19 protein-coding genes and 1 tRNA gene are annotated in these 20354 nt (G+C 61.0%); 12 read left to right on the top strand and 8 right to left on the bottom strand.

The genetic code is table 11. From position 1 onward, the window contains the following. The first annotated feature begins 3 nt into the window (after positions 1–3). Together JO965_RS13635 and JO965_RS13640 are read left to right on the top strand one after the other, a co-directional pair. Positions 4–8499, top strand: a complete 8496-nt coding sequence (locus tag JO965_RS13635; protein ID WP_203439438.1) for an Ig-like domain-containing protein — start codon at positions 4–6, stop codon at positions 8497–8499. 120 nt (positions 8500–8619) lie between these two features. After that, positions 8620–8709: transfer RNA gene (locus tag JO965_RS13640), tRNA-Ser, on the top strand. A 1230-nt stretch (positions 8710–9939) separates the two neighbouring features. On the opposite strand, the gene JO965_RS13645 is transcribed toward JO965_RS13640, so the two are convergent. Further along, complete coding sequence (locus tag JO965_RS13645) at positions 9940–10206, bottom strand: hypothetical protein (RefSeq protein ID WP_203439439.1); 267 nt, start codon at positions 10204–10206, stop codon at positions 9940–9942. A 264-nt stretch (positions 10207–10470) separates the two neighbouring features. On the opposite strand from JO965_RS13645, the gene JO965_RS13650 reads away from it, so the two are divergent. Continuing rightward, positions 10471–11886: an ATP-binding protein gene (locus JO965_RS13650; protein ID WP_203439440.1), complete on the top strand. Its 1416-nt coding sequence runs from the start codon at positions 10471–10473 to the stop codon at positions 11884–11886. Between the two features lie 45 nt (positions 11887–11931). On the opposite strand, the gene JO965_RS13655 is transcribed toward JO965_RS13650, so the two are convergent. From JO965_RS13655 to JO965_RS13665, 3 genes are all read right to left on the bottom strand, one after another. Next, positions 11932–12126 carry a hypothetical protein gene (locus JO965_RS13655; RefSeq protein ID WP_203439441.1) on the bottom strand — a complete coding sequence of 65 codons (195 nt, stop codon included), beginning with the start codon at positions 12124–12126 and terminating at the stop codon, positions 11932–11934. A gap of 84 nt (positions 12127–12210) precedes the next feature. Further along, positions 12211–12462, bottom strand: a complete 252-nt coding sequence (locus JO965_RS13660) for a hypothetical protein (protein WP_203439442.1) — start codon at positions 12460–12462, stop codon at positions 12211–12213. Between the two features lie 7 nt (positions 12463–12469). After that, entirely contained in the window at positions 12470–12874 is a 405-nt protein-coding gene (locus JO965_RS13665; protein WP_203439443.1) for a hypothetical protein, read from the bottom strand. Positions 12875–13044: 170 nt separating this feature from the next. Between JO965_RS13665 and JO965_RS13670 the strand changes: the two genes are divergently transcribed. From JO965_RS13670 to JO965_RS13700, 7 genes are all read left to right on the top strand, one after another. Beyond that, on the top strand, positions 13045–13248 hold the full coding sequence (locus JO965_RS13670) for a hypothetical protein (RefSeq protein ID WP_203439444.1): 204 nt from the start codon (positions 13045–13047) through the stop codon (positions 13246–13248). 77 nt (positions 13249–13325) lie between these two features. Next, positions 13326–13775, top strand: a complete 450-nt coding sequence (locus JO965_RS13675; protein ID WP_203439445.1) for a DUF5681 domain-containing protein — start codon at positions 13326–13328, stop codon at positions 13773–13775. Further along, complete coding sequence (locus JO965_RS13680; RefSeq protein WP_203439446.1) at positions 13772–13993, top strand: hypothetical protein; 222 nt, start codon at positions 13772–13774, stop codon at positions 13991–13993. Before JO965_RS13675 ends, JO965_RS13680 begins: the two co-directional genes overlap by 4 nt. After that, positions 13983–14219 carry a hypothetical protein gene (locus JO965_RS13685; protein WP_203439447.1) on the top strand — a complete coding sequence of 79 codons (237 nt, stop codon included), beginning with the start codon at positions 13983–13985 and terminating at the stop codon, positions 14217–14219. The genes JO965_RS13680 and JO965_RS13685 overlap by 11 nt, the downstream gene beginning before the upstream one ends. A gap of 684 nt (positions 14220–14903) precedes the next feature. Next, positions 14904–16157 (top strand): porin, encoded by a 1254-nt coding sequence (locus JO965_RS13690; RefSeq protein WP_203439448.1) that lies wholly within the window; start codon positions 14904–14906, stop codon positions 16155–16157. A gap of 149 nt (positions 16158–16306) precedes the next feature. Next, positions 16307–16756 carry a helix-turn-helix domain-containing protein gene (locus tag JO965_RS49350; RefSeq protein ID WP_371826880.1) on the top strand — a complete coding sequence of 150 codons (450 nt, stop codon included), beginning with the start codon at positions 16307–16309 and terminating at the stop codon, positions 16754–16756. Between the two features lie 286 nt (positions 16757–17042). Beyond that, complete coding sequence (locus JO965_RS13700; RefSeq protein WP_203439450.1) at positions 17043–17525, top strand: hypothetical protein; 483 nt, start codon at positions 17043–17045, stop codon at positions 17523–17525. A 299-nt stretch (positions 17526–17824) separates the two neighbouring features. On the opposite strand, the gene JO965_RS13705 is transcribed toward JO965_RS13700, so the two are convergent. From JO965_RS13705 to JO965_RS13715, 3 genes are all read right to left on the bottom strand, one after another. Further along, on the bottom strand, positions 17825–18067 hold the full coding sequence (locus JO965_RS13705; RefSeq protein ID WP_203439451.1) for a hypothetical protein: 243 nt from the start codon (positions 18065–18067) through the stop codon (positions 17825–17827). 122 nt (positions 18068–18189) lie between these two features. Continuing rightward, positions 18190–18408 carry a helix-hairpin-helix domain-containing protein gene (locus JO965_RS13710; protein WP_203439452.1) on the bottom strand — a complete coding sequence of 73 codons (219 nt, stop codon included), beginning with the start codon at positions 18406–18408 and terminating at the stop codon, positions 18190–18192. A gap of 23 nt (positions 18409–18431) precedes the next feature. Then, entirely contained in the window at positions 18432–19166 is a 735-nt protein-coding gene (locus JO965_RS13715; RefSeq protein ID WP_203439453.1) for a Crp/Fnr family transcriptional regulator, read from the bottom strand. Positions 19167–19416: 250 nt separating this feature from the next. Between JO965_RS13715 and JO965_RS13720 the strand changes: the two genes are divergently transcribed. Next, positions 19417–19602 carry a hypothetical protein gene (locus tag JO965_RS13720; protein WP_203439454.1) on the top strand — a complete coding sequence of 62 codons (186 nt, stop codon included), beginning with the start codon at positions 19417–19419 and terminating at the stop codon, positions 19600–19602. 17 nt (positions 19603–19619) lie between these two features. Here the strand turns inward: JO965_RS13720 and JO965_RS13725 are convergent, their stop codons facing one another. Then, complete coding sequence (locus tag JO965_RS13725) at positions 19620–19868, bottom strand: hypothetical protein (RefSeq protein ID WP_203439455.1); 249 nt, start codon at positions 19866–19868, stop codon at positions 19620–19622. Between the two features lie 248 nt (positions 19869–20116). On the opposite strand from JO965_RS13725, the gene JO965_RS13730 reads away from it, so the two are divergent. Further along, the gene (locus tag JO965_RS13730; RefSeq protein ID WP_203439456.1) at positions 20117–20344 is read left to right on the top strand and encodes a hypothetical protein; all 228 of its coding nucleotides are present in this window, start codon (positions 20117–20119) and stop codon (positions 20342–20344) included. The last annotated feature ends 10 nt before the right edge of the window (positions 20345–20354 follow it).

A 20354-nucleotide genomic window follows, 5' to 3' on the forward strand; every position in this document is an offset into this window, starting at 1 on the left:
TCCATGACCCAGCAACCCGACCTGTCCATTCCCTTCGACGCCAGCGTGGTCGACGAGGAGGCCCTGCGAGCCCTGCGTGCCGTGCAGCGCACGGTTCCCGCCGGCGATGGGGCCACTAGCGGCAATCTCGTCGGAGGAACGGAGGCGGTTGCGGCATTCGGCATGATGCCTGGAGCGCCATCCGGAGGAGGTATGGGTGGGACGCATGGCATCGCATCTCTTCCCACAGAGCCAATGTCCCGTCCGGTGGACGGGCCGCTGGCGCATCTGGACATCCCTGCTCAAGCACGCACATCAGTCATGCTGGATTCCGCGTTGGCTGAGACTCCCGCCCTGGTTGCGCGGGTCGCATCACATCCCGTTGCCTCGCCGAAGATCGCAGCGTCCCGCGGCTCGTCCGGTCACGTTCCTTCTACACCCGATTTTGCAGTCGCACCTGAGCACCTGACGACGCCGAGCACTCATCCGGACGAGCAGGTTACGATCACTCCGCCTGGAGCCGACGAGCCGGAGCCGGAAGAGCCGCAGGATACGGCGGCTTCTCCTCCGCTCGTGCAGGTCACCGATGCGGAAGGGCAGGAGGATCAGCCGATCTCTCTCGATCTCTTGGCGGCCCTGGCCGATACGGACGGATCAGAGGTATTGTCGATCAGCATCCTAGGGGTTCCCGAAGGCGCTTCGCTGACACGCGGCACACGTCAATCCGATGGCAGCTGGAGCGTCTCTCCCGTCGACCTGCCGCATCTTGCTCTCATTCCGCCTCCGAACTTCTCGGGCACCCTTTCTCTCACGCTACGCACCACCTCCCAGGAAGTGAATGGCGGCACGGCTCTCGTCGACGCAACCTTCCAAGTGCAAGTGCACGCGGTCGCCGACGCGCCCGACGTGACGGTCGCCAATGCACATGGCCAGGAGGACATGCCGGTGAGTCTTGCCGGCCTGGGCGGTGCATTGCGGGACACGGACGGCTCCGAGAACCTGAGCTTCGTGCTCAGCGGCGTTCCCGCCGGTGCGACGCTTAGCGTCGGCACACCGCTTGGCGGCGGTCGCTGGGCTCTCACTCCAGAGCAACTCGAAGGCCTGACCCTGAACCCGCCGCCGCAGGTATCCGGGACATTCACTCTCACGCTCACGGCCATCGCGACCGAGAGTGAGCCGGGCGTGCCGAGCGCCCGCACCTCCGCCTCTTTCACGGTAGGCCTGGATGCGGTCGTGGATGCTGGCGCTGTCGGCGGCACGAGCCAAGGAGCGGAAGATAACGCGATCCTGCTCCAGCCCGCCTTCGCCACGCCGGATGCGGACGGTTCGGAAACCTGGGCGGAATTCACCCAGGTCGCAGGTCTTCCGCCTGGAGCCTCGCTCAATCGCGGCTCCGAGATCGCACCCGGTGTATGGCAGGTCTCGACGGCCGATCTGCGCGCGGGTCTCGTGAGCATCCGGCCGGCTGAGCACAGCGATGAGGATTTCACGCTCACCCTGACAACGACGCTGACGGACTCTGCGAATGGCACCAGCGTCAGCCGAGTCGTGACAGGAACCCACACCGTCACCGTTACCGCCGTCGCCGATGCTCCCGTGGTGTCGGCGATCAACGCGTCTGGGGACGAGGATCAGCCGATCCCGCTCGACCTCTCGGCTGCTCTTGTTGATGTCGATGGTTCAGAGACCCTGTCGGTCAGCATCCTCGGTGTGCCGGCCGGCGCGTCTCTCTCGCACGGAACCCGTCGGCCTGACGGAAGCTGGAATGTGCCGCCAGCCGATCTGGACCATCTTTCCATTACGCCACCATCCAACTTCTCCGGCACGATCAACCTGACGCTTCAGGCCACGGCTCGCGAAAGCTCGAACGGTTCGACGGCGACGCGAAGCACCAACTTCCAGGTTGAGGTCGACAATGTGTCCGACGCACCGGAGGTCGACGTCCACGATGCCTCGGGGCAGGAGGATCGCTGGATCGCACTTAACCTCGCGGCTGACCTGACCGATACGGATGGCTCGGAAGCTCTCTCGATCAGTGTTCTCAATGTGCCCGCAGGCGCCACGCTTTCGCATGGTGTTCCCCAGGCCGATGGCAGCTGGAAGATATCTCCGGCCGATCTGGGCGATCTGTCGATCCTGCCGCCTCAAAATTTCTCCGGCACCATCGATCTGACCCTCCGCGCCACGTCCGTGAGCACGAATGGCGCGACGGCCACCACTGATGCCCCGTTCCAGGTGCAGGTCGAGGCGATTGCGGACCTTCCTGATGTGAGCGTGAAGGACGCGTCGGGAAAAGAGGATCAGGCGATTCCGCTCAACCTTTCTGCCGCCCTGACGGACACTGACAACTCGGAGGTTCTATCGGTCACGATCGAGGGCCTGCCGGAGGGGGCACGCCTCTCCGCTGGCACCGACAACGGCGACGGCACCTGGAGCCTCACACCGCCACAGCTCTCAGGCCTTACCGTCACGCCGCCGGCCGACTGGAGTGGCACCATGTCGCTCACCCTGGTGGCGGAGGCACGGGAACTTTCCAATGGTTCGACAGAAATCGTGCGCGCGCCCTTCAAAGTCGAAGTGGATGAGGTCGCCGACGCGCCGCTGATCGTCGCGCCTGGCGCCCGGGGGCCGGAAGATACGGCCATCCCGCTCGGTCTTTCGGCAGTGCTGAAGGATCAGGACGGTTCGGAGCAGCTCTCGGTCACCATCTTCGGCGTGCCTGCCGAGGCATCCCTGTCGCACGGCGTCCGTCAATCGGACGGCAGCTGGATCGTATCACCCTCCGACGTTCCGAACCTGAAGCTCACGCCGAAGGAGGATTTTTCGGGGACCCTGGATCTGCGTATCGAGGCGACGGCCACGGAGAGCAACGGCGAAACCGAGACCAGAAAGGTCGAATTCCAGGTGCGGGTCGATGCGGTGGCCGACAAGCCTGATGTTACAGTCACCAATTTTTCCGGTCGCGAAGACGAACCCGTCGCGCTCACGGGACTGGGCGGAGCGCTGAAGGATATCGACGGTTCGGAGAGTTTGCGCTTCCTGCTCACCGTGCCTTCGGGCGCGACGCTCAATGTCGGCACCAAGCGTTCGGATGGCCGATGGCTGCTCACGAAGGATCAGCTTGAAGGCCTGATCCTCACGCCGCCCGCGAACCAATCCGGCACGATCAATCTGACGCTCACAGCAGTAGCAACCGAGCGGGTCGGTGGTTCGACGGCCAGCAACTCGGCCACGTTCACGGTGAACCTAGATCCGGTTCTGGACGACGGCACCATCACTGGCTCCGCCACCGGCGATGAAGACACATGGATCACGCTCCATCCGAACTTCAATACGCCGGACGGAGACGGTTCCGAGACCTGGTCGGAGTTCACTTATATTTCCGGCGTGCCATCCGGAGCGACGCTCAATCGCGGCGTGTTGGAAGATGGCGTTTGGAAGGTTCCGACAGCCGCCCTCCAGGCCGGCGATGTGGCAATCCTTCCGCCAGCGCACAACAACCAGGAGATGACCCTCACGTTCAAAGCGATCCTGAACGATGCGGGCAATGGCAAAACCATCGACAAGGATGTGACGGGCACCAACGTGGTGACGGTCAACGCCGTGACCGACACGCCGAACGTGAGTGCCGAGAACGTAAAGGGGGAGGAAGATGTGGAGATTCCGCTCGATCTCTCCGCGAGCCTCGTCGATACCGACGGATCGGAGACGCTGACGGTCAGAATCTACGGCGTGCCGGCAGAGGCCTCGCTCACGAAAGGAATTCTCCAATCCGACGGCTCCTGGATCGTGGATGCGGAGGACCTGCCGCACCTCGCGCTCAGGCCGCCGCCGGATTTCTCAGGGACGCTGAATCTGAAGATCGAGGCGACCGCTCAAGAGAGTTCGACCGGCAAGACAGCCACACAGAGCATCGATTTTCAGGTGGAGGTCGAAGCCGTTGCCGATGAGCCGGGTCTGCGCGTCAGTCCGGCCGTGGGAGACGAGGACACTGAAATCCCGCTCAGCATCGCAGCCTGGACCACGGATCGCGATGGATCCGAAACCATTACGGGCTTTCGGATTTCGGGCATTCCGGACGGAGCTGCGGTCCGAGCTAACGGTGTTGTGCTGGCAATCGTCGATGGCAGCGTGGTGGTCGATCCTGACCTGGTGAACAGCCTGACCATCACGCCTCCCGCTCATTCAGACGAAGACTTCACCCTGAAGGTCGTCGCGATCTCGGCGGAGCCGAACGGGGACGACACCGAAAGCGAGCCACAGGACATCGTGGTCACGGTCCGGGCCGTGGCAGATGCTCCGATCATGAATGTCACGGGTGCCACGGGCGACGAGGACACCCCCATCCATCTCAATCTCTCGGCCACCCTGCCGGACGCGGACGGATCCGAGTCGCTCAGCTTCGTCATCTCAGGAGTTCCTCAGGGCGCTATCCTGTCCCACGGCACCTACCAAGGGACCCACAATGGCTTCGAAACGTGGTCGCTGACGGCCGCGGAGGCGAAACTGGTGACGCTGCGGCCGCCCGCGAACTTCGCGGGCCTCATCGACTTGAGCGTGTCGGCCGTCTCGCAGGAGGCGAGGGGCGGCGATCAGGCCGTGACCCGGGTGGACTTTCCGGTCAAAGTTGTCGCGGTGGTGGATAATCCCGCAGTTGGCGGTCTCGACGGGATTTCCGGCAACTGGGGTACCATGCACGGAATAGAGGATCAGCCTATAGCGCTGCACCTCAATCCCGGTCTCAGGGACAGCGACAACTCGGAGAAAGTCGTCGGCGACATTCTGATCAGCGGCATTCCGAACGGCGCCATCCTGCGGTTGGCAGACGGCACAATCGTCAGTGCCGATGAAACCGGTATCTACAAGATTTCCGCCGATGACATGGCCGGCGTAACGCTGACCATGCCGCGCGACAGTGACACGGCCGCTACGCTGACCGTCAAAATGACGATCGAGGACAGCGGCGGTGTGCGGGCCACGATCGGCGGTCAGATGGGAGTGGATCCACTCGGCGATGCCGACAAACCCGTCCTGACGTTCTCGGCGTCGAACGGCACCGGCCACAACAGCGCGAATCCGGACGAAGGTCGAATCCCGCTCCACATCACGGCGGTCCCCGGCGACAGTGACGGGTCCGAGACGCTGTATATTTGGATTCGGAACGTGCCGGACGGAGCGACTCTGTCGGCCGGCATTCCGGCCGGCGATAAATTATGGCTGGTTCCGGTCGAAGCTCTTCCGACACTCTCCATCCGTCCGCCTGCCGGATTTAGCGGAAGCTTCAATCTGACGGTAACGGCCGTTGGGGTTGAGCGGGAGGGTGACCAATCCGACTGGACCGAACTGGTTCCGGTGACGATCACCGCACCAGCCGGTGGAGGCGATGGCGGCGACGGCGGGTCGGGCACGACGCCTGGCGGCGCACCAGTCGCGCAGGCTCCCAAGTTGGAAGTCGCCGATGCAGCAACGGCCGAGGACGACAGCGTTGCCCTGTCGATCAAGGCTAGCACCGACGACACAGACGGCGGTCGGGAAATTCTCGGCATTCGCATCGAAGGCGTGCCCGATGGCGCGCGTCTGTCGGCTGGTGTGAGAAACCCCGCTACCGGGGCCTGGGTTCTGCGCCCCGATCAGCTGGATGGATTGACCCTGACGCCTACGGCAGATTTCTCAGGCACAATCAAACTCGATGTCATCGCAGTCTCCACGGAAGCCACAGGCAGCCAGACGACCACGAAGGCTGCACTGAATGTGAGCGTGGGCGCGATCGCGGATAATGCGGTCATCAGCGCCAACCCGTCGACGGGGTTGGAGGATTCGGCCGTGCCGTTGAATCTCTCCGTTACGACAGGAGATGGCGACGGGAGTGAGACCGTCACCTCAATCGTGATCTCCGATCTTCCGGCAGGCTCTCGTCTCGAAGGGACCGGCATCATCGATATCGGCAACGGAAAATGGTCGGTCGATCCGGCAAACCTCGCGAGCTTGCGCTTCGTGCCACCTGCGGACAAGTACGGAACCTTCGTTCTGAAGATCGAAACGACAACTCGGGAAGCGAGCAACGGCGATACGCAGGATACGAGTCGGATGATCTCCGTTTCTATCGCGCCGGCGGCCGATGCTCCTATCGTCATGGTGCATGACACGACCGGGCAGGAGGACGGAAGTATCAACCTCGACCTATCGGCGACCCTCACGGATACCGACGGCTCGGAAGTGCTCTCGGTGGTCGTCGAGGGATTACCGGAAGGCGCGCGCCTCTCGAAAGGCATCAACAACGGCGATGGCAGCTGGACTCTCACGCCGTCTCAGCTTGCCGGATTGACCGTGACGCCACCCGCCGATTGGAGCGGGACCATGAATTTGACCGTGCTGGCGCACGCGCGGGAGAGCTCCAACGGTTCGGTGGCCACCACGCGTACGACGCTCCAGGTACAGGTGGATGCGGCGGCTGACACGCCGGTTGTAAGCGCCCGCGACGCATCCGGTCTCGAGGACCAGCCGATCGCCCTGAACCTGTCGGCCGCGCTGACAGATCGGGACGGATCCGAAGTGCTGTCGGTTGTCATCTCAGGTATGCCGGCTGGCGCCATCCTCACCCATGGTACACGCCAGGCTGACGGAACCTGGATTGTGTCCCCATCTGACCTGCCGCATCTCGCGATCACCCCACCGCAGAACTTCTCCGGCACGTTCAATCTCACCGTGCGTGCCACGACTCAGGAGACCAATGGCGAGACTGCTACGAGCGAGGCGACTTTCCGGGTGCAGGTCGAAGCCGTCGCCGATGCGCCGGACGTGACAGTGCTCAGTTTCTCCGGCAACGAGGACACGGCGATCAGCCTCACGGGCCTGGGTGGCGCCTTGCGTGACACGGATGGATCGGAAAGCCTCACCTTCGTACTGAGCGGCCTGCCGGATGGCGCGAGCCTCAATGCGGGCACTCAGCAGTCGGACGGTAGCTGGCTGCTCACTCAGGCGGAGCTCAATGGGTTGATCTTCACGCCGCCACCACAAGTGGCCGGGCAGTTCACCCTCACTCTCACCGGCATCGCTACCGAGAGTGCTGGGGGATCGACTGCCCGCACCTCGGTAAATTTCACCGTAAGTCTCAATCCCGTGGCGGATGCCGGCACGATCGATGGTGCGAGCGCGGGAGGCGAGGATACCTCGATCGCGCTCAACCCGACCTTCACGCTTCAGGACAACGACGGCTCCGAGACCTGGTCGGAGTTCACGCAAGTCTCGGGTCTCCCAACCGGCGCCAGTCTGAATCGCGGTTCGGAACTCACGCCAGGCATATGGCAGGTTTCGACCGCCGATCTGCGCTCCGGCCTCGTGGAGGTCAAGCTGGCGGAGCATAGCGATGCGGATTTCACGCTGACTTTGAAGGCGACGATCACGGATTCCGGGAACGGCATCTCGGTGAGCCGGGAGGTAACCGGCACGCATACGATCACTGTGAGCGCCGTGGCCGATGCGCCAGAGGTGACTGCACAGGATGCGGCTGGGCAGGAGGACCACGCCATTGCGCTGAACCTGTCCGCGGCGCTCGTAGACCTCGACGGATCCGAGACCTTGATAGTCAGCATCCTCGGGGTTCCCGAAAGCTTCAAGCTTTCGCACGGTGAGGCACTGGGAAATGGCCAGTGGCGCGTGCCTGCTGATAGCCTGCCCGAATTGCAGCTTATCCCTGCGCAGAACTGGAATGGAACGCTGAATCTCACCCTTCAAGCCACGAGCACAGAGCGCTCCAGCCAAACGGCGACGACAACGACGTCTTTCACGGTAGTGATCGACGCCGTGAACGACGCACCCGAACTCGCGCTGACAGCACCGGATCATGTGACGGCTGGAGCGCCCCAGGCAGATGCGATCGGTCTCGTCGATGCAAAGGATATCGACAGTTCGCAGCTCCGTGGCGCGACCATCACGCTGTCGGGAGCGCAGGATAGCGACCGTCTCGACTTCGACGGCTACACCCTCCGCCACGAGGATGGGCGCATGATGATCGGCGATACCGGGATCGAGGTGGTGGGCGGTGGATATTCCACCGCCAACGGCACCCTGACCCTGAGCGGCAATGCTGCACCTGCAACTTATGCTGATGTACTACGGGCTCTGGTGCTGGAGAGTGGAGATGCATCCGGTCTCACTGCCGGAGCACGCAGTATCACGGTGACGTTGCAGGATGGTGAAGGTGCAGCCTCGACACCGAGAACGGTGGAAGTCGTCGTTGATGATCCGCCGCCGACCCAGTCGGCGGCTCATGGTCTCATGGCCGCTGCGGATTCCGGAACCACGCAGGATCTGGCGGGCTCCGACATTCTCCTGCTGATGGCGGACGGCGCAACCGACCTTGGCCATGGGGCCGTCGGTGCATGGACGGAGCAGGTCGAAGCCGGTGATGCCTCGGCCACGGGGACCCATTCCTCAGTGGACTTCGGCCAGCCTGCTGCCGACCACATTCAGCCGATCGACGATTTCCAGGTGGATACCGCACGGACGAACTGGTCGTGAGAGAACAGCCAGGGCGGGCGTCGACTTTCTGCTCGGGCTGACGGTCCGTTTCAGTTGACGCATCGGGGCCCGCGGCCTTAGAGAGAGGGGCTCAGGACCTGGGCGGATGTGCCATGTCCGGGAGAGGTGGCCGAGTGGTTTAAGGCAGCGGTCTTGAAAACCGCCGTGGGTGCAAGCCCACCGTGGGTTCGAATCCCACCCTCTCCGCCATTATCAGAGGTTAAGTTATTGTCATTGCGAGCATATTCGCAACGATATCTATGGCTTCCCCACCTTTTTCCCCACCTTTGCTGTCGGCTTGGCTGTCGAACCATCGCGCCTGCTCAGCCAGAAATCCGCATTCCTGGGGTACTTACGCCGTGGGCGGTGATTCGGGTTTCTTACCAGCCCAACTTATCTTCACTGCGACCCTTGAACTCTGCAGAAGCTCCGCCGTTGTCTTGGCCCAAAGAACCGAGGGAACGTCCATAAGCCTGCAGAACACCACCTATAGAGGGACAGCCCGCCATCGCGCCGAGGATGACCTTTTCCACTTTGACCGGTCGTGGGCTCCCAAGCCGACCGAGTGCGAGACAGGGCTGTCCAGTGCCAAAGCCTCGGCTCGGTATTGGGTTGTCAGCCTGCGCCCGCGCTAGCTGGTCAATCAGGCTCAGCCGCTTGTCCGGACCCACTGCGAGGGATAACCGGTCTTCAGCCGGTCCTAAACGGCCGCTTCCCGTCCCATCACCACTAGATACCCTGCAAAAAGAGCGCCCATTCGTCTGGCGCTCTAGGTGGGCCGCAGTTGCGACCGTCTCGGGGAAGCGCCCGTGCCAATAAGGCACTGGAGGGGACTGCGCCTGACGGGCAATAAACTGTAAATGCGAACAGCACTCTGTGTTACAATACTGATATCAATGGCATAGGCGCTGCAAGCCGGTTTGCCACGCTCAAATCTCAGGGGGTGTCCCATGGCTCTAACGGGACGCTTTGATTTCCGCTGAACTATGACTGGCCAACTCAGGCTGTGGGTCGAATACGACGCAAACGGCTTCTGGGACGTCCTCACGCGAAAGAAAACCTACTGTCGCCGTTGGCGCAAGGCAAACATCATGGACTTGGCAGCCCCAGAACTTCGTCACTTGATGGATGTGCGCTTCACGAATCCACCGGCGGTGCCGCCGCGGCAGAATGTGGTCCGTGGCCAGCTGGAAAAGGTGGGAGAAGAGCACGAAGAGGCGCTTAGTAAGTGCGTACGGCCCAGCCCAACGGAGAAGGCACAAAGCCTGACCTGCTCCCATAATTACTAGAATTGTAGGACGGCTATATTGCTGCGTGTTAGCCGGCTATCGCTAGAGCGTCGGATCCAATTGTGGACTCCACTTTTGGGTCCGACGCTCACTTCCTCAAGCGGCGCATCATTAGCTGCGGAAAACTAGTCCCAGTTTTCCGCACGGTGCGCTAGCAGCGACGGAGCTGCGGCTGACCGGACGCATTCATCATCATGCGGCCGTTCCGGTCGTAAACGTAGCAGTAACCCGGAGCAGCCTGGGCGGTCCGAGCACCTGCGGCCGTACCCACCGCCGCACCGCCGACCCCACCAACCACTGCCCCGACAGGACCCGCGACGAGCGCCCCCGTTGTGGCTCCTGCTGCGGTTCCGGTGGTCGTGGGAGAACACGCTGCCATGGCTACGCAGGCACACAGAGCTAAAGCGAGCTTGTACATCTGCCGCTCCTCTTCTGGATGCTGGTTTCCAATCTCTCCGCGGGCTGTCGACAGCCTGCGAAGGGTCACCTGCTAACGTGACAAAGCAGGCATGGTTGCCCAGGATCGGGCTTCCAGTGGGGGTTACTCATCAGGTCCAGTGTTCGAGCCGAGAGTAGGTCAGGCGCGAAGGCGTGGAGAGAGGGTTGAGTACTTAAGCTTAGCTGCCATTGACATGCACTCGGGCTGTCCATTTAATCCGCCCCCCTGCCACCGGTGCCCGATATGCCAGAGCAAAAAACTATTTCGATTGAAGAAGCAGACCAAGTCATCCAGCTTGAAGAAGGCCACTATCTCGACGTTAAGCGGGTTGAGATAAGGCCCGCGAAGCTGTCGGAATCGGTTTCAGCTTTTGCCAATACGTCGGGCGGAGAACTCTTTGTTGGCATTGCAGAGGACAAGAGCGGGGCTACCAAGACCCGTCGGTGGGCAGGATTTCCAGATCAGGAGGCTGCGAACGCGCACATACAAGTCCTCGAAAGTATGGGGATACTCGGTAACCATTATCGCGCTGTCTTTCTGTCGGCTCCTGACCGTGAAGGTTATGTGCTGCACCTCACGATCCCGAAAACGAAAGACATCCTCAAGGCTACGGATGGGCTTCCCTACGTAAGACGGAATGCTCAAAATCTTCGAATCGATACAGAGGATGGGTTAAATCGGCTCCGTTTAGATAAAGGCATTGTCACGTTCGAGGATGAGACCCTTAACATCAGCCCGAAGACAGTAACAAACTCAAAAGTCATAATCGATTTCGCTCTCTCTGTAGTACCAAGCGCGGAGCCGGAGGATTGGCTTGAAAGCCAGTTTGTACTTAGCGAGGGGAGGCCGACAGTGGCAGGCTTACTTCTTTATGCGGACGAGCCTCAGGCAGCACTTCCGAAACGTTCCGCAATCAAAATATATCGGTATCGGTCGAAAGAGGATGAGGGGACCAGAGACACCTTGGTGTTCGATCCTATCACCGTTGAAGGATGCATATATGATCTAATCGCCCGAGCTGTCGCAAAGACAAAAGAACTCATAGAGGGAATGAAAAAGCTTGGCGTACATGGCTTGGAAGACGTCGTGTACCCCGATGAGACGCTGCATGAGGTAGTAACGAATGCGGTTCTCCATAGAGATTACAGTATCACTGCCGATATACACATCCGGATTTATGACAACAGGATAGAGATCGAGAGTCCTGGTAAGCTGCCGGGGCACATAACAATCAGCAACATCCTTCGTGAACAGTCCGCTCGGAACCCGAAAATTGTGCGGCTCATCAACAAATTCCCGAACCCTCCTAACAAGGATGTTGGCGAAGGTCTGAATACCGCATTCGAAGCTATGACCAAGCTACGGCTGCGTGAACCCGAGATTGAGGAGCGCGAAAACTCGGTCGTTGTTCATATTGCACATGCGCCGTTAGCTTCACCGGAAGACACGGTGATGGGATACCTCGAAACACATGATGAGATTACGAATAGTATTGGGCGCGATCTAACCGGGATACGGTCTGAAAATACAATGAAAGAGGTATTCTACCGGCTAAATAAGAGGAGCCTCATCGAGCGCGTTCCCGGGAAAAGAGGCAACGCGTCCGCTTGGCGTCGATACACCGGTGAGGTTGATGAGTCTGAAAATGCGGATGACTAGGCCACCGGTGGCCTAGTCATCCAATTTGACGAGGGGCTGGAGGCTCTACTCCCCTCCCTGTCCGGGAGAGTGGAGGGCGGTGTGGCCGCCCACCTGCTTGGTCTCTGCCCGCAGTCGCTCCTGGACGGCATCGAGCCTGCCCTCGCGCAGAAGAGCCAGGATGTCATCAGCAAGGTCGCGCCGTCCCTTGCGGTAGGCGGCCTGACGGCGGCGCGCCATGTCTCCGGATTTATGCTTCATCGATGCCTCCTCTTCCATCGCACGCGGCTTAAGGCCAGGTGGCTGCGCAGCACGACACGCGAAACCCCTGCCTCCAGGCGCGCATCAGGCCCTGCCTTTCGACGGCAGGCGGAGCAGGTTCCCGCCCTCGGCAAGGCTGGCATTCTCCAGTAGCGCCTCGGCCATCACCCGCGCGTAGAACGGGTTGAGCCGGAAGACGTCGTCCATCTCCGTAGGCATGTACTTCATCGTGCCGTCGATCACGATGAGGCCATCCTCGTCGGTGTCGATCTCGATGCCGGTGTCGAGCGCCAGCAGCGCGGCGCTCTTGGTCAGGTAGTCCTTGTTCTCGGTCATGGTCATTTCACCTCCTCGTGTTGGAGTGCGGCGTGCCGCTGCGGCCCGAGGCCGTCTGGCGCAGAATGCTTTCGACGAAGCGCCCGAAGACATCGTAGGCGCGCCATCCCCAATCCTCGGGCGCTTGCAGGTAGCGGGCTGCGATCCGCGCCTTGATCCGAAGGCCGTCCGGCGTGCGGGTGGGCGTAGCCAGAATGGCATCTTCGATGTCGGAAACCTTGTCGCAGAGCCGGTAGAAGGCTTTGTCCGGCAGGATACCGGGATCAGCCTGCAGGACAATTTCAGCCGCATCGACGCGGGCCTGGGTCTTGGTGTGCTCGTCCATGAGCAGCAGTAGCGCGGCGTCGGGATGGGCCTGGGCTGCGGGCTTGGTTAGCGTGCGAGTGGTGGAGTGGAATGTGCTTCGAGCCATGGATCAATCTCCTGTTCGTAAGCGACAATGACAAGGGAACGCAGACCAGAAGGCGGCAATTGAGATATCGGTGATATCACTATGTAATAAGGCTGCTCCCTCATTAACGAGATGTCAACGATGAATTTGATATCACTGATGTGCCGTGCTAGATGAGAGGCGAGACCCCAATGGCCAAAGAAAAGGTGATGGCACCACAGCGGATCATCCTGAGCATGCCACCTGATCTCAGGGAGCGTGTCCGCGCCTTTCGGTTCGCAAAGAAAATCAACACTGAGGCGGAAGCCATCCGAGCCTTGCTCGATCAGGCGCTCGCAGCGAACGGCTTCGGAGCTGCGGATCAGCCCAAGCCGCGAGGGAAGAGAAAACCCTAAGCGGCCCTTTGGCCGGTAGACGGAGAAGACAGGACAGATGATACTTAGAACAAATAGAGAACTAAAACCGGCCAGCCATGACAGAGTACGAAGCCAATACTCGTAAAAACGAGAAGAAAACGAGGGGCGGGCGACTATTCGAGCCAGGCAACTCCGGACGTCCCAAGGGCTCGCGCAACAAGGCGACGTTGGCCATGGAAGCTCTTCTCGACGGCGAGGCGGAAGCCCTGACCCGCAAGGCTGTCGAGATGGCGCTGGAAGGCGACACGACGGCGATGCGGCTGGTGATGGACCGGATCATGCCGCCCCGGAAGGATCGGCCCGTGATGTTCGCCCTGCCGAAACTGGAGACGCCCGCCGACGCGGTGAAGGCATCCGCTGCTCTCGTCGCGGCGGTCGCGTCCGGCGACCTCACACCCTCCGAGGCAGAGGACCTGTCCCGGCTCGTCGACCGGTATGTCCGAGCCGTCGAGGCTACTGACATTCTGGAGCGGCTGGAAAGCCTCGAAGCGGCGAGACTGAAATGAACCGAACTCTGAAGACCCGGACCCGCCGCCTGGAACAGGCATCCGCTGCCAGTGACGAGAAGCTGTATTACCCCGTCATCCGCGCGACTGACACAGCAGACGCTGATCGGCAGATGGAGGCCTTGTACGCATCGGGTGCTCTCGATGGCTGGGGAGACCGCCCGATACCGGTGGTGCGGATCATCGGTCGCAAGCCGGAGGAGCCCAATGCGGCATGATGCTGCCGACTGGATTGGACTCTTGGCCGTCGCCATCGCGCTGCACGGCTGGCACCACGGCTTCCGGCCCATCTATCCCGGCGATATCGTCGCCCTGGCCGTGATCGGTCTAATCCTGGCCTACTGCATAAGGGGCCCGCGAAAGCTCTCCAGACAGGAGAAGGCGAGCGAGCGCATCGCGTTTCGTCTTGGCCAGGCGCTGAAGCGCGTTGTCCAGCCCCTCTAACGCTTCGCGTGTGCCGCCCGCCCGCATCAGTTCGGCCAGCCGCTGCGCCTTGCCTTTCGTCATCCGGTCGGAGAGCATCTTCGCGTACGCGCCATCAGCGGGGATGGAGGCCGCCGTGCCGAGCGCGCCCGACTGTGACGCAAGCGCTCGGCACGGCCGAGGAGGTGAGGTTGCGGCTGACCTCAATGATCAGGAATCGCCTTCTGTGAGTATGAAAAAAGTCTCTGATTCAAAGCGTACTGAAGCGGCATAGAAACTGAGTTACACGCACTACTGCGCGGAACCCTTGCTGTGTATGGCATAAGGCTGGTCGATGATCTGGTTCTTGTATTTAACAATGGCAAGCTATGGCGATCAGCCTGTGCCAAGTGAATGAAAAGTAAACAAGAGGCTACAGGTTCTATCTGGAAACTCTCTTGGCCATCGAAAGTGTTGGAATTTGGCCACAGTGTCTTGAAGAACCGACCTAACTGCGTTGAAAAGCACGACCATTCGCTTGATCGTGAACACCCCATAGATAATGTGGCTGCAACGACAGGGCACTCCAGTCGTCCTCCTGGTGAGTTCGAATGAAAACGGGCCGCCAGCTACTAGGGGAAAAGGGGCGTGTTTGAAGGCTTCATTGAAGCTGCCGAAGCACAAAAACCCGGCCCCCCAGGGTCTCGAAACTTTGGAGGTTTAACCATGAAGCTCGCTAAGAGCCTCTTCCTCGGATCGGTCGCGGGTCTCGCGGCTGTCGCCGGGGCTCAAGCCGCCGACCTTCCCGTGGCCAAAGCTGCGCCGGTCGAATACGTGCGCGTCTGCTCCACCTACGGCGCAGGCTTCTTCTACATCCCCGGCACCGAAACCTGCCTCCGCGTCGGCGGCCGTGTTCGCGCCGAGTTCCGCTACCTCGAGCCGACCGATCGCGCCCAGGATGCGATCGGCTTCCGTGCTCGTGGCCGCATCCAGCTCGATGCCCGCACTGCCACCGCTTACGGTCTGCTCCGCACCTTCGTGCGCTTCGAGATGACCCGCGACACCGGCGTCTATGGCTTCAGCGCCACGACGGCCAACGTCGACCAGGCCTTCATCCAGTTCGGCGGCCTCACCGCCGGTCGCGTCGTGTCGTTCTACGACAACAGCGACCTGCCGACGGGCCACTTCGGCACGCTCCGCTTCTCGGACGCCCCGACCGTGAACCTGTTCGCCTACACCTTCTCGTTCGGCAACGGCTTCTCGGCCACGCTGTCGGCTGAAGAAGGCCGCTTCGCTGGCACCACCTTCGCTGGCACCTCGGTGTTCGCCGAAGCCGGTCAGACGATGCCTGACATTGTCGGTAACCTGAAGTACGCCGGCACCTGGGGTTCGCTCCAGCTCTCCGGTGCTCTGCACCAGCTGCGCAGCGACAACCTGGTTGAAGTTGCTCCTGGCATCTTCGACTTCCCGGACTCCGAGCTCGGCTGGTCGGTCTCGCTCCAGGGCTCCGTGAACCTGCCGATGCTGGCCGCTGGCGACGCCCTCTGGCTCGCCGCGTCCTACGCTGACGGCGCGCTCGGCTACCTCGGCTTCGGCTCGTCGGTCACCGTCGGCTCGCTCACCGAGTCGGTTGTCGACGCTTACGTCGGCGTGGACGGCGACATCCACACCGGCGAAGGCTGGTCGATCGCCGGTGGTCTGCGTCACTACTGGACCCCGACCATCCGTCAGAACGTGTTCGGTTCGTGGGCTCGTGTTGAGTACCCGAACGTGGCTCCGGCCGTGTTCCCGGGTGGCCTCGGCATCGGTGTTGACTTCACCGAGTGGCGCGCCGGCACGAACGTGATCTGGTCGCCGGTTGCTGGCCTGGACCTCGGTGTCGAGGTTCTCTACGCCAACATCGATCCGCGCGGTCCGGATCCGGTCGACCTGAAGAACGACGTTTGGGAAGGCCGTATCCGCGTTCAGCGCGACTTCTAATCGGCTTGTCCTGATCGGATGAGAGAACCCCGGTGGCAACGCCGGGGTTTTTCTTTATCTTGGGGTCTCGTGAACTCGGAAGGGATAATGTGACAAGCAACGTGTTTGCTCTGCAGATTTCCGCTCGGCGAAAGGAGATGAAGTTGTCGATGCGAGGTCTCGCACACGCCACTGGCATAGCCGCCTCGACAATCTCGCGGATTGAAAGTGGGAAGCTCTCACCAACCCTGGACAATGTCCTGAAAATAGCGGCTGTGCTTCAACTCGAACCTCATTTAGCGGACAATAATCAAAGCGAGGCCAGCACGGAAGCCAAAGTCGCTGAAGATCACCCGACCAGGATGAATCACGAGCTGATTACTTACAGGAGAATAGCGACTACGGTTCTCAAGCCGGGAACTCGACGGGATGTCAGCAATTTAGCAGCGCGCAATGGCTACACGACTGCAGTTCTGCTAAGAGGTATTATCGAACTCCGGTCTAGTACAGGGATTCGAGAGAGGCTAACGCGTGGTGCTACGATAAATTGTCGCCTTATTACTCGTCATGAATTCTATTTGATTGCTATTCAGGAAGCTGAACTCATCTGGATAGTTTGACGTTACAATCCCAAAAGTGGACGCCCCATCACTTAGGTTAACGAGACAAGAGATTAGATCCAGACAAGAGGCTGGTATTTGTAAGTATTCGAGCGCTGGTGAGGCTTGCTTCTGAGTGAGTTTTACTCAATAGCCGGCGTGGCGTTCCATAAGTCTGTCCGAAGACTTTTCGAACACTTCAAAACGTGTTCCATGTTGCGTGTTATGCGAAATTACGGGTGGCCGGAACTCTTCCGCCAGCAGGGCTTTATTTCCGCCGTCCACTAATTAGCATCTTGGAGATGCCATGCCTCGCTTCTACCTTCACATCCGCCGCAAGGATCGGGGGATGAGTTACGACGAGACCGGCCTCGATTACCCGGATGTGGAGATGGCCTGGGGCGCAGTGGTGCGAGCGGCCCAACACCTCAAACAGGTGTTCGCAGCCCGAGGCCACGATCCACGCGACTATGCCATTGACGTCGCGAATGATACAGGCGAGGTGGTTTTCCGCCTGCCGTTCTCCGAACACTTGAGGCCGTCTTTGCCGCAATCGCACGCCGCCTACAAAATCGTCGGCAGCAATGTTGGCTGGCTGATTTTCTGCGACGATGAGTTTGTCGGAGGCTTCCCACAACGGTCCTCGGCTGAGTTGTTCGTCTGGGAGATGGTTGAGACCCGATGCGCCGAGCACAAGGCGTCGCAAGTCCTGCTCGAAGGCGAATTCGGCTGCGAGAAGCACCTTTGCCGCTGCTTCAAGGAAGCGCCGTCCGGAACACGGCTGTCTTAGTCAAAGACGCTGATCGCTAAGCGCCCGCTTGTTCGCCGTGCTAGACCGAGTTCCGCGAGCTACACGAGCGTTCTTCCTACTCACGAAGAAGTAGCTTCCATCCACGAATCTGCCTGTCGGAGCAGACGCGTGGCGGATCTCCGAAGATTTGCCAGTAGCCGACCCGAGCTCCTGAGCTGATTGTCCAATACCCGACTGTCAGCGGGAGAACAGGTGGTGTCTCATCCTCAACCAGCCAGAGGATAATAGGTGTGCCGTCGCGTGGCGCAGAACTGGCCGGAGACCAGTCCCCTGTGGACTCAATCGTCATCCCGCACGCGCCGCCAGCGGCGCTGAGAGCGGTCATCGCCCCGGTCACGCTGGCGATCAACACGCCGTTCATAGATGCGTCGTCCGTATCCATCGTCAGTGACGATGGTGTCGACCCGGGTGTGAACACCGTTGGAAGAGTTCGAGCTAGAGTTTGAGGACGTGTTGCCCGCTTGGGCCGGAATTACGAGGGCGAGGGTGGCCAGCATTGAGAAGGCGAACAGGTGCTTCATCGGGCATCTCCTGCTTCTGTTTGGTCTGCGAGGGCGCCATATCTGGCCTGAACAGGCGATGAAGCGGCCAGTCCATCGCTAGTCTGATCGGGAATTACGATCCGAGGGCGCGTCCAACCTCATCAGCGGCCCTCCCTTGAGGCGGTCACACGGGCGAGTTCCTCCCGGATCAATCGCGCCGTCTTGGGGCCAATGCCCGGCAGCGTGTGAATGTGGTCCGCCATAGCCCGGAGCCGGTCCAGGGTCGTGACGCCCTCGATCCGCAGAGCCTCCCAGGTCTGAAACGGCAAGCTCAGTCCCCGGATCGATCCCCCGATGCATTCCCACCGAGGATTAGGCATTTGCTTCACCTCCCGCCTTGATGTCAGGAAGCCCAGGACGGCGGCATGGGCAGCAAGCGTGCGAAGATCTGGCGGATCTTGCCGTAGCACTCGCACGCGAGCTCTTCGAGACCAGCCCGGTCCGCGATGATGATGCCGCCGCGCTGCTGGGTGATCAGGCCTCGCGTCTGAAGCGTGCCGAGAGCGATGCTGATCGTGGAGCGTTGCACGCCTAAAAACTCGGCCAGATCGGCATGGGTCAGCGGCAGAACGTCCTCATCCACCCGGTCCCGTGTGTTCAGGATCCAGCTGCAGCAGCGGGCCTCCGCCGTGTGGATCGCATTGCAGGAGGCGGTCTGAAAGGTCTGGGCCAGCAGCGCCTCAGAGTAGCTGAGAACCAGCCGTCGGAGCGTGGCCCGGGTGCGCATGGCCTGCTGCATCCGGTCGAGGGCGATGCGGGAGGCGGTGCCGGGAACTTGCACCTTATAGCGCCCGAAGGCCTCCCGCGAGACAATGGCACTGATCAGGCCGAACAGTCCCTCGCGCCCGAAGGACGCCACCTCGACGAACTGGCCGTCCTCCATAACGTTGATCAGGCCCACGATGGCATCATGCGGGAAGTAGGTGTAGCGGATGGTGTCGCCAGCTTCGTAGAGGATGGTGCCCTTCGGCAGGATCACGACCTCCAGGTCCGGCTCAAGGTGGGCCAGATCCTCCGGCTCCAGGGCCGCCAGGAGCCAGTTGTCTTGGTGCCGTGGTAGTCTCTGGACCTGGGCCATGGCAGCGCCTCCGACCGACGCATAGACCAGCAACCCATCCGATAACGCCGGAAAGGTGCAGTACGGTCCACACGTGGCTTGCCTGCTCAGGCAATCAGCAGAAACCCGTCCAGCCGGAGAGACCGAGCGGGCCTCTTTTCCTGAGCCGGACTTAGCAATGCACCCGTCAACGGTCTGCCTTCTCGCCACGCTCCGGACAGTCTCATGCACACGCGAGGCTGATACGTCGGGTGGGCGGAGGCGGGATGTTATGTTCCAGGAGCGGGAAAGACAGTGCGAGATCGATGCCGTTGAGGCCGAGGCGACCCGTCAGGTCAGACGACTTGGCGTGATCCTGGCTCTGTTAATGGTCCTGGCTGTGCTCGCCCTCGCCGTGGTGCTGGGGCAACTCTTGGAAATCCCATGGCTGTCGTACAGCCAACAGGACCCCGCTTGATGAAGGTCAGAGCGGAATCAGTGCTTCCGCATGAGCCGGTCGAGGATCATGGCCGCGAGAGCAGACACAAGCGCGCAGACCGTGACAGTTCCGATCAACTGCGGAACGAAATGCTCGACCAGGGCGTCGGGGGTGTAACCGGAATGAGCGTGACTGAGGTGCCGAATGGTGGCGAGGAAAACGCCTATTAGGAAGCCGAGGACGGCGGCCATGGGAATGCTCCACGGCTCCGCCGCTGCTGGTCTCTTGCGAAGGCTCGTCTTCATTGTCACGGACGTCCCCGAACAGCAGCGCAACGTAGATGCCACTGCGATACCACCTCGGCAGGCTGACTATCATAAGTTAGGTTAACGGGAAGGATGCGGCTTTTATTCCCTACTCGCAGGTGACCAAGTAGTTGTATTGGCAGAGCCCTGACCTGCGGCTAGATAGCGGACCAAGACCTTAGCAATATCGATGCCATCCTGAGGTCTTAGCCGAGCAGCTTGGCATCGCCTTGGATTCAGAGACCTCGATGCGCTGCTACTTTCATCTCGTGAACGGGCACGAGAGCATCCCGGATGATATCGGCATCGAGGTCTTGGACTTGACCACGGCCGAGGAAATGGCCCTGCAGGCCATCGAGGATATCAGGACCGAGGCAATCGAACTCGGCGCATCCTGGGAGGGCTGGCGGCTCGATATCGTGGATCCCTCCGGCCGGTCCCTCCTGTCGATCCCCCTGAATCCCACTGTCCGCTGACCGCCTGACA

This window comes from Microvirga sp. VF16, from assembly GCF_016864375.1.
Classification (GTDB): domain Bacteria; phylum Pseudomonadota; class Alphaproteobacteria; order Rhizobiales; family Beijerinckiaceae; genus Microvirga.

Excerpts from the sequence above, each read along its gene's own strand:
- JO965_RS13635 (WP_203439438.1), top strand. The coding sequence starts at position 4 with ATGACCCAGCAACCCGACCTGTCCATTCCCTTCGACGCCAGCGTGGTC.
- JO965_RS13645 (WP_203439439.1), bottom strand. The coding sequence starts at position 10,206 with ATGTACAAGCTCGCTTTAGCTCTGTGTGCCTGCGTAGCCATGGCAGCG.
- JO965_RS13650 (WP_203439440.1), top strand. The coding sequence starts at position 10,471 with ATGCCAGAGCAAAAAACTATTTCGATTGAAGAAGCAGACCAAGTCATC.
- JO965_RS13655 (WP_203439441.1), bottom strand. The coding sequence starts at position 12,126 with ATGAAGCATAAATCCGGAGACATGGCGCGCCGCCGTCAGGCCGCCTAC.
- JO965_RS13660 (WP_203439442.1), bottom strand. The coding sequence starts at position 12,462 with ATGACCGAGAACAAGGACTACCTGACCAAGAGCGCCGCGCTGCTGGCG.
- JO965_RS13665 (WP_203439443.1), bottom strand. The coding sequence starts at position 12,874 with ATGGCTCGAAGCACATTCCACTCCACCACTCGCACGCTAACCAAGCCC.
- JO965_RS13670 (WP_203439444.1), top strand. The coding sequence starts at position 13,045 with ATGGCCAAAGAAAAGGTGATGGCACCACAGCGGATCATCCTGAGCATG.
- JO965_RS13675 (WP_203439445.1), top strand. The coding sequence starts at position 13,326 with ATGACAGAGTACGAAGCCAATACTCGTAAAAACGAGAAGAAAACGAGG.
- JO965_RS13680 (WP_203439446.1), top strand. The coding sequence starts at position 13,772 with ATGAACCGAACTCTGAAGACCCGGACCCGCCGCCTGGAACAGGCATCC.
- JO965_RS13685 (WP_203439447.1), top strand. The coding sequence starts at position 13,983 with ATGCGGCATGATGCTGCCGACTGGATTGGACTCTTGGCCGTCGCCATC.
- JO965_RS13690 (WP_203439448.1), top strand. The coding sequence starts at position 14,904 with ATGAAGCTCGCTAAGAGCCTCTTCCTCGGATCGGTCGCGGGTCTCGCG.
- JO965_RS49350 (WP_371826880.1), top strand. The coding sequence starts at position 16,307 with ATGCGAGGTCTCGCACACGCCACTGGCATAGCCGCCTCGACAATCTCG.
- JO965_RS13700 (WP_203439450.1), top strand. The coding sequence starts at position 17,043 with ATGCCTCGCTTCTACCTTCACATCCGCCGCAAGGATCGGGGGATGAGT.
- JO965_RS13705 (WP_203439451.1), bottom strand. The coding sequence starts at position 18,067 with ATGAAGCACCTGTTCGCCTTCTCAATGCTGGCCACCCTCGCCCTCGTA.
- JO965_RS13710 (WP_203439452.1), bottom strand. The coding sequence starts at position 18,408 with ATGCCTAATCCTCGGTGGGAATGCATCGGGGGATCGATCCGGGGACTG.
- JO965_RS13715 (WP_203439453.1), bottom strand. The coding sequence starts at position 19,166 with ATGGCCCAGGTCCAGAGACTACCACGGCACCAAGACAACTGGCTCCTG.
- JO965_RS13720 (WP_203439454.1), top strand. The coding sequence starts at position 19,417 with ATGTTCCAGGAGCGGGAAAGACAGTGCGAGATCGATGCCGTTGAGGCC.
- JO965_RS13725 (WP_203439455.1), bottom strand. The coding sequence starts at position 19,868 with ATGAAGACGAGCCTTCGCAAGAGACCAGCAGCGGCGGAGCCGTGGAGC.
- JO965_RS13730 (WP_203439456.1), top strand. The coding sequence starts at position 20,117 with ATGCGCTGCTACTTTCATCTCGTGAACGGGCACGAGAGCATCCCGGAT.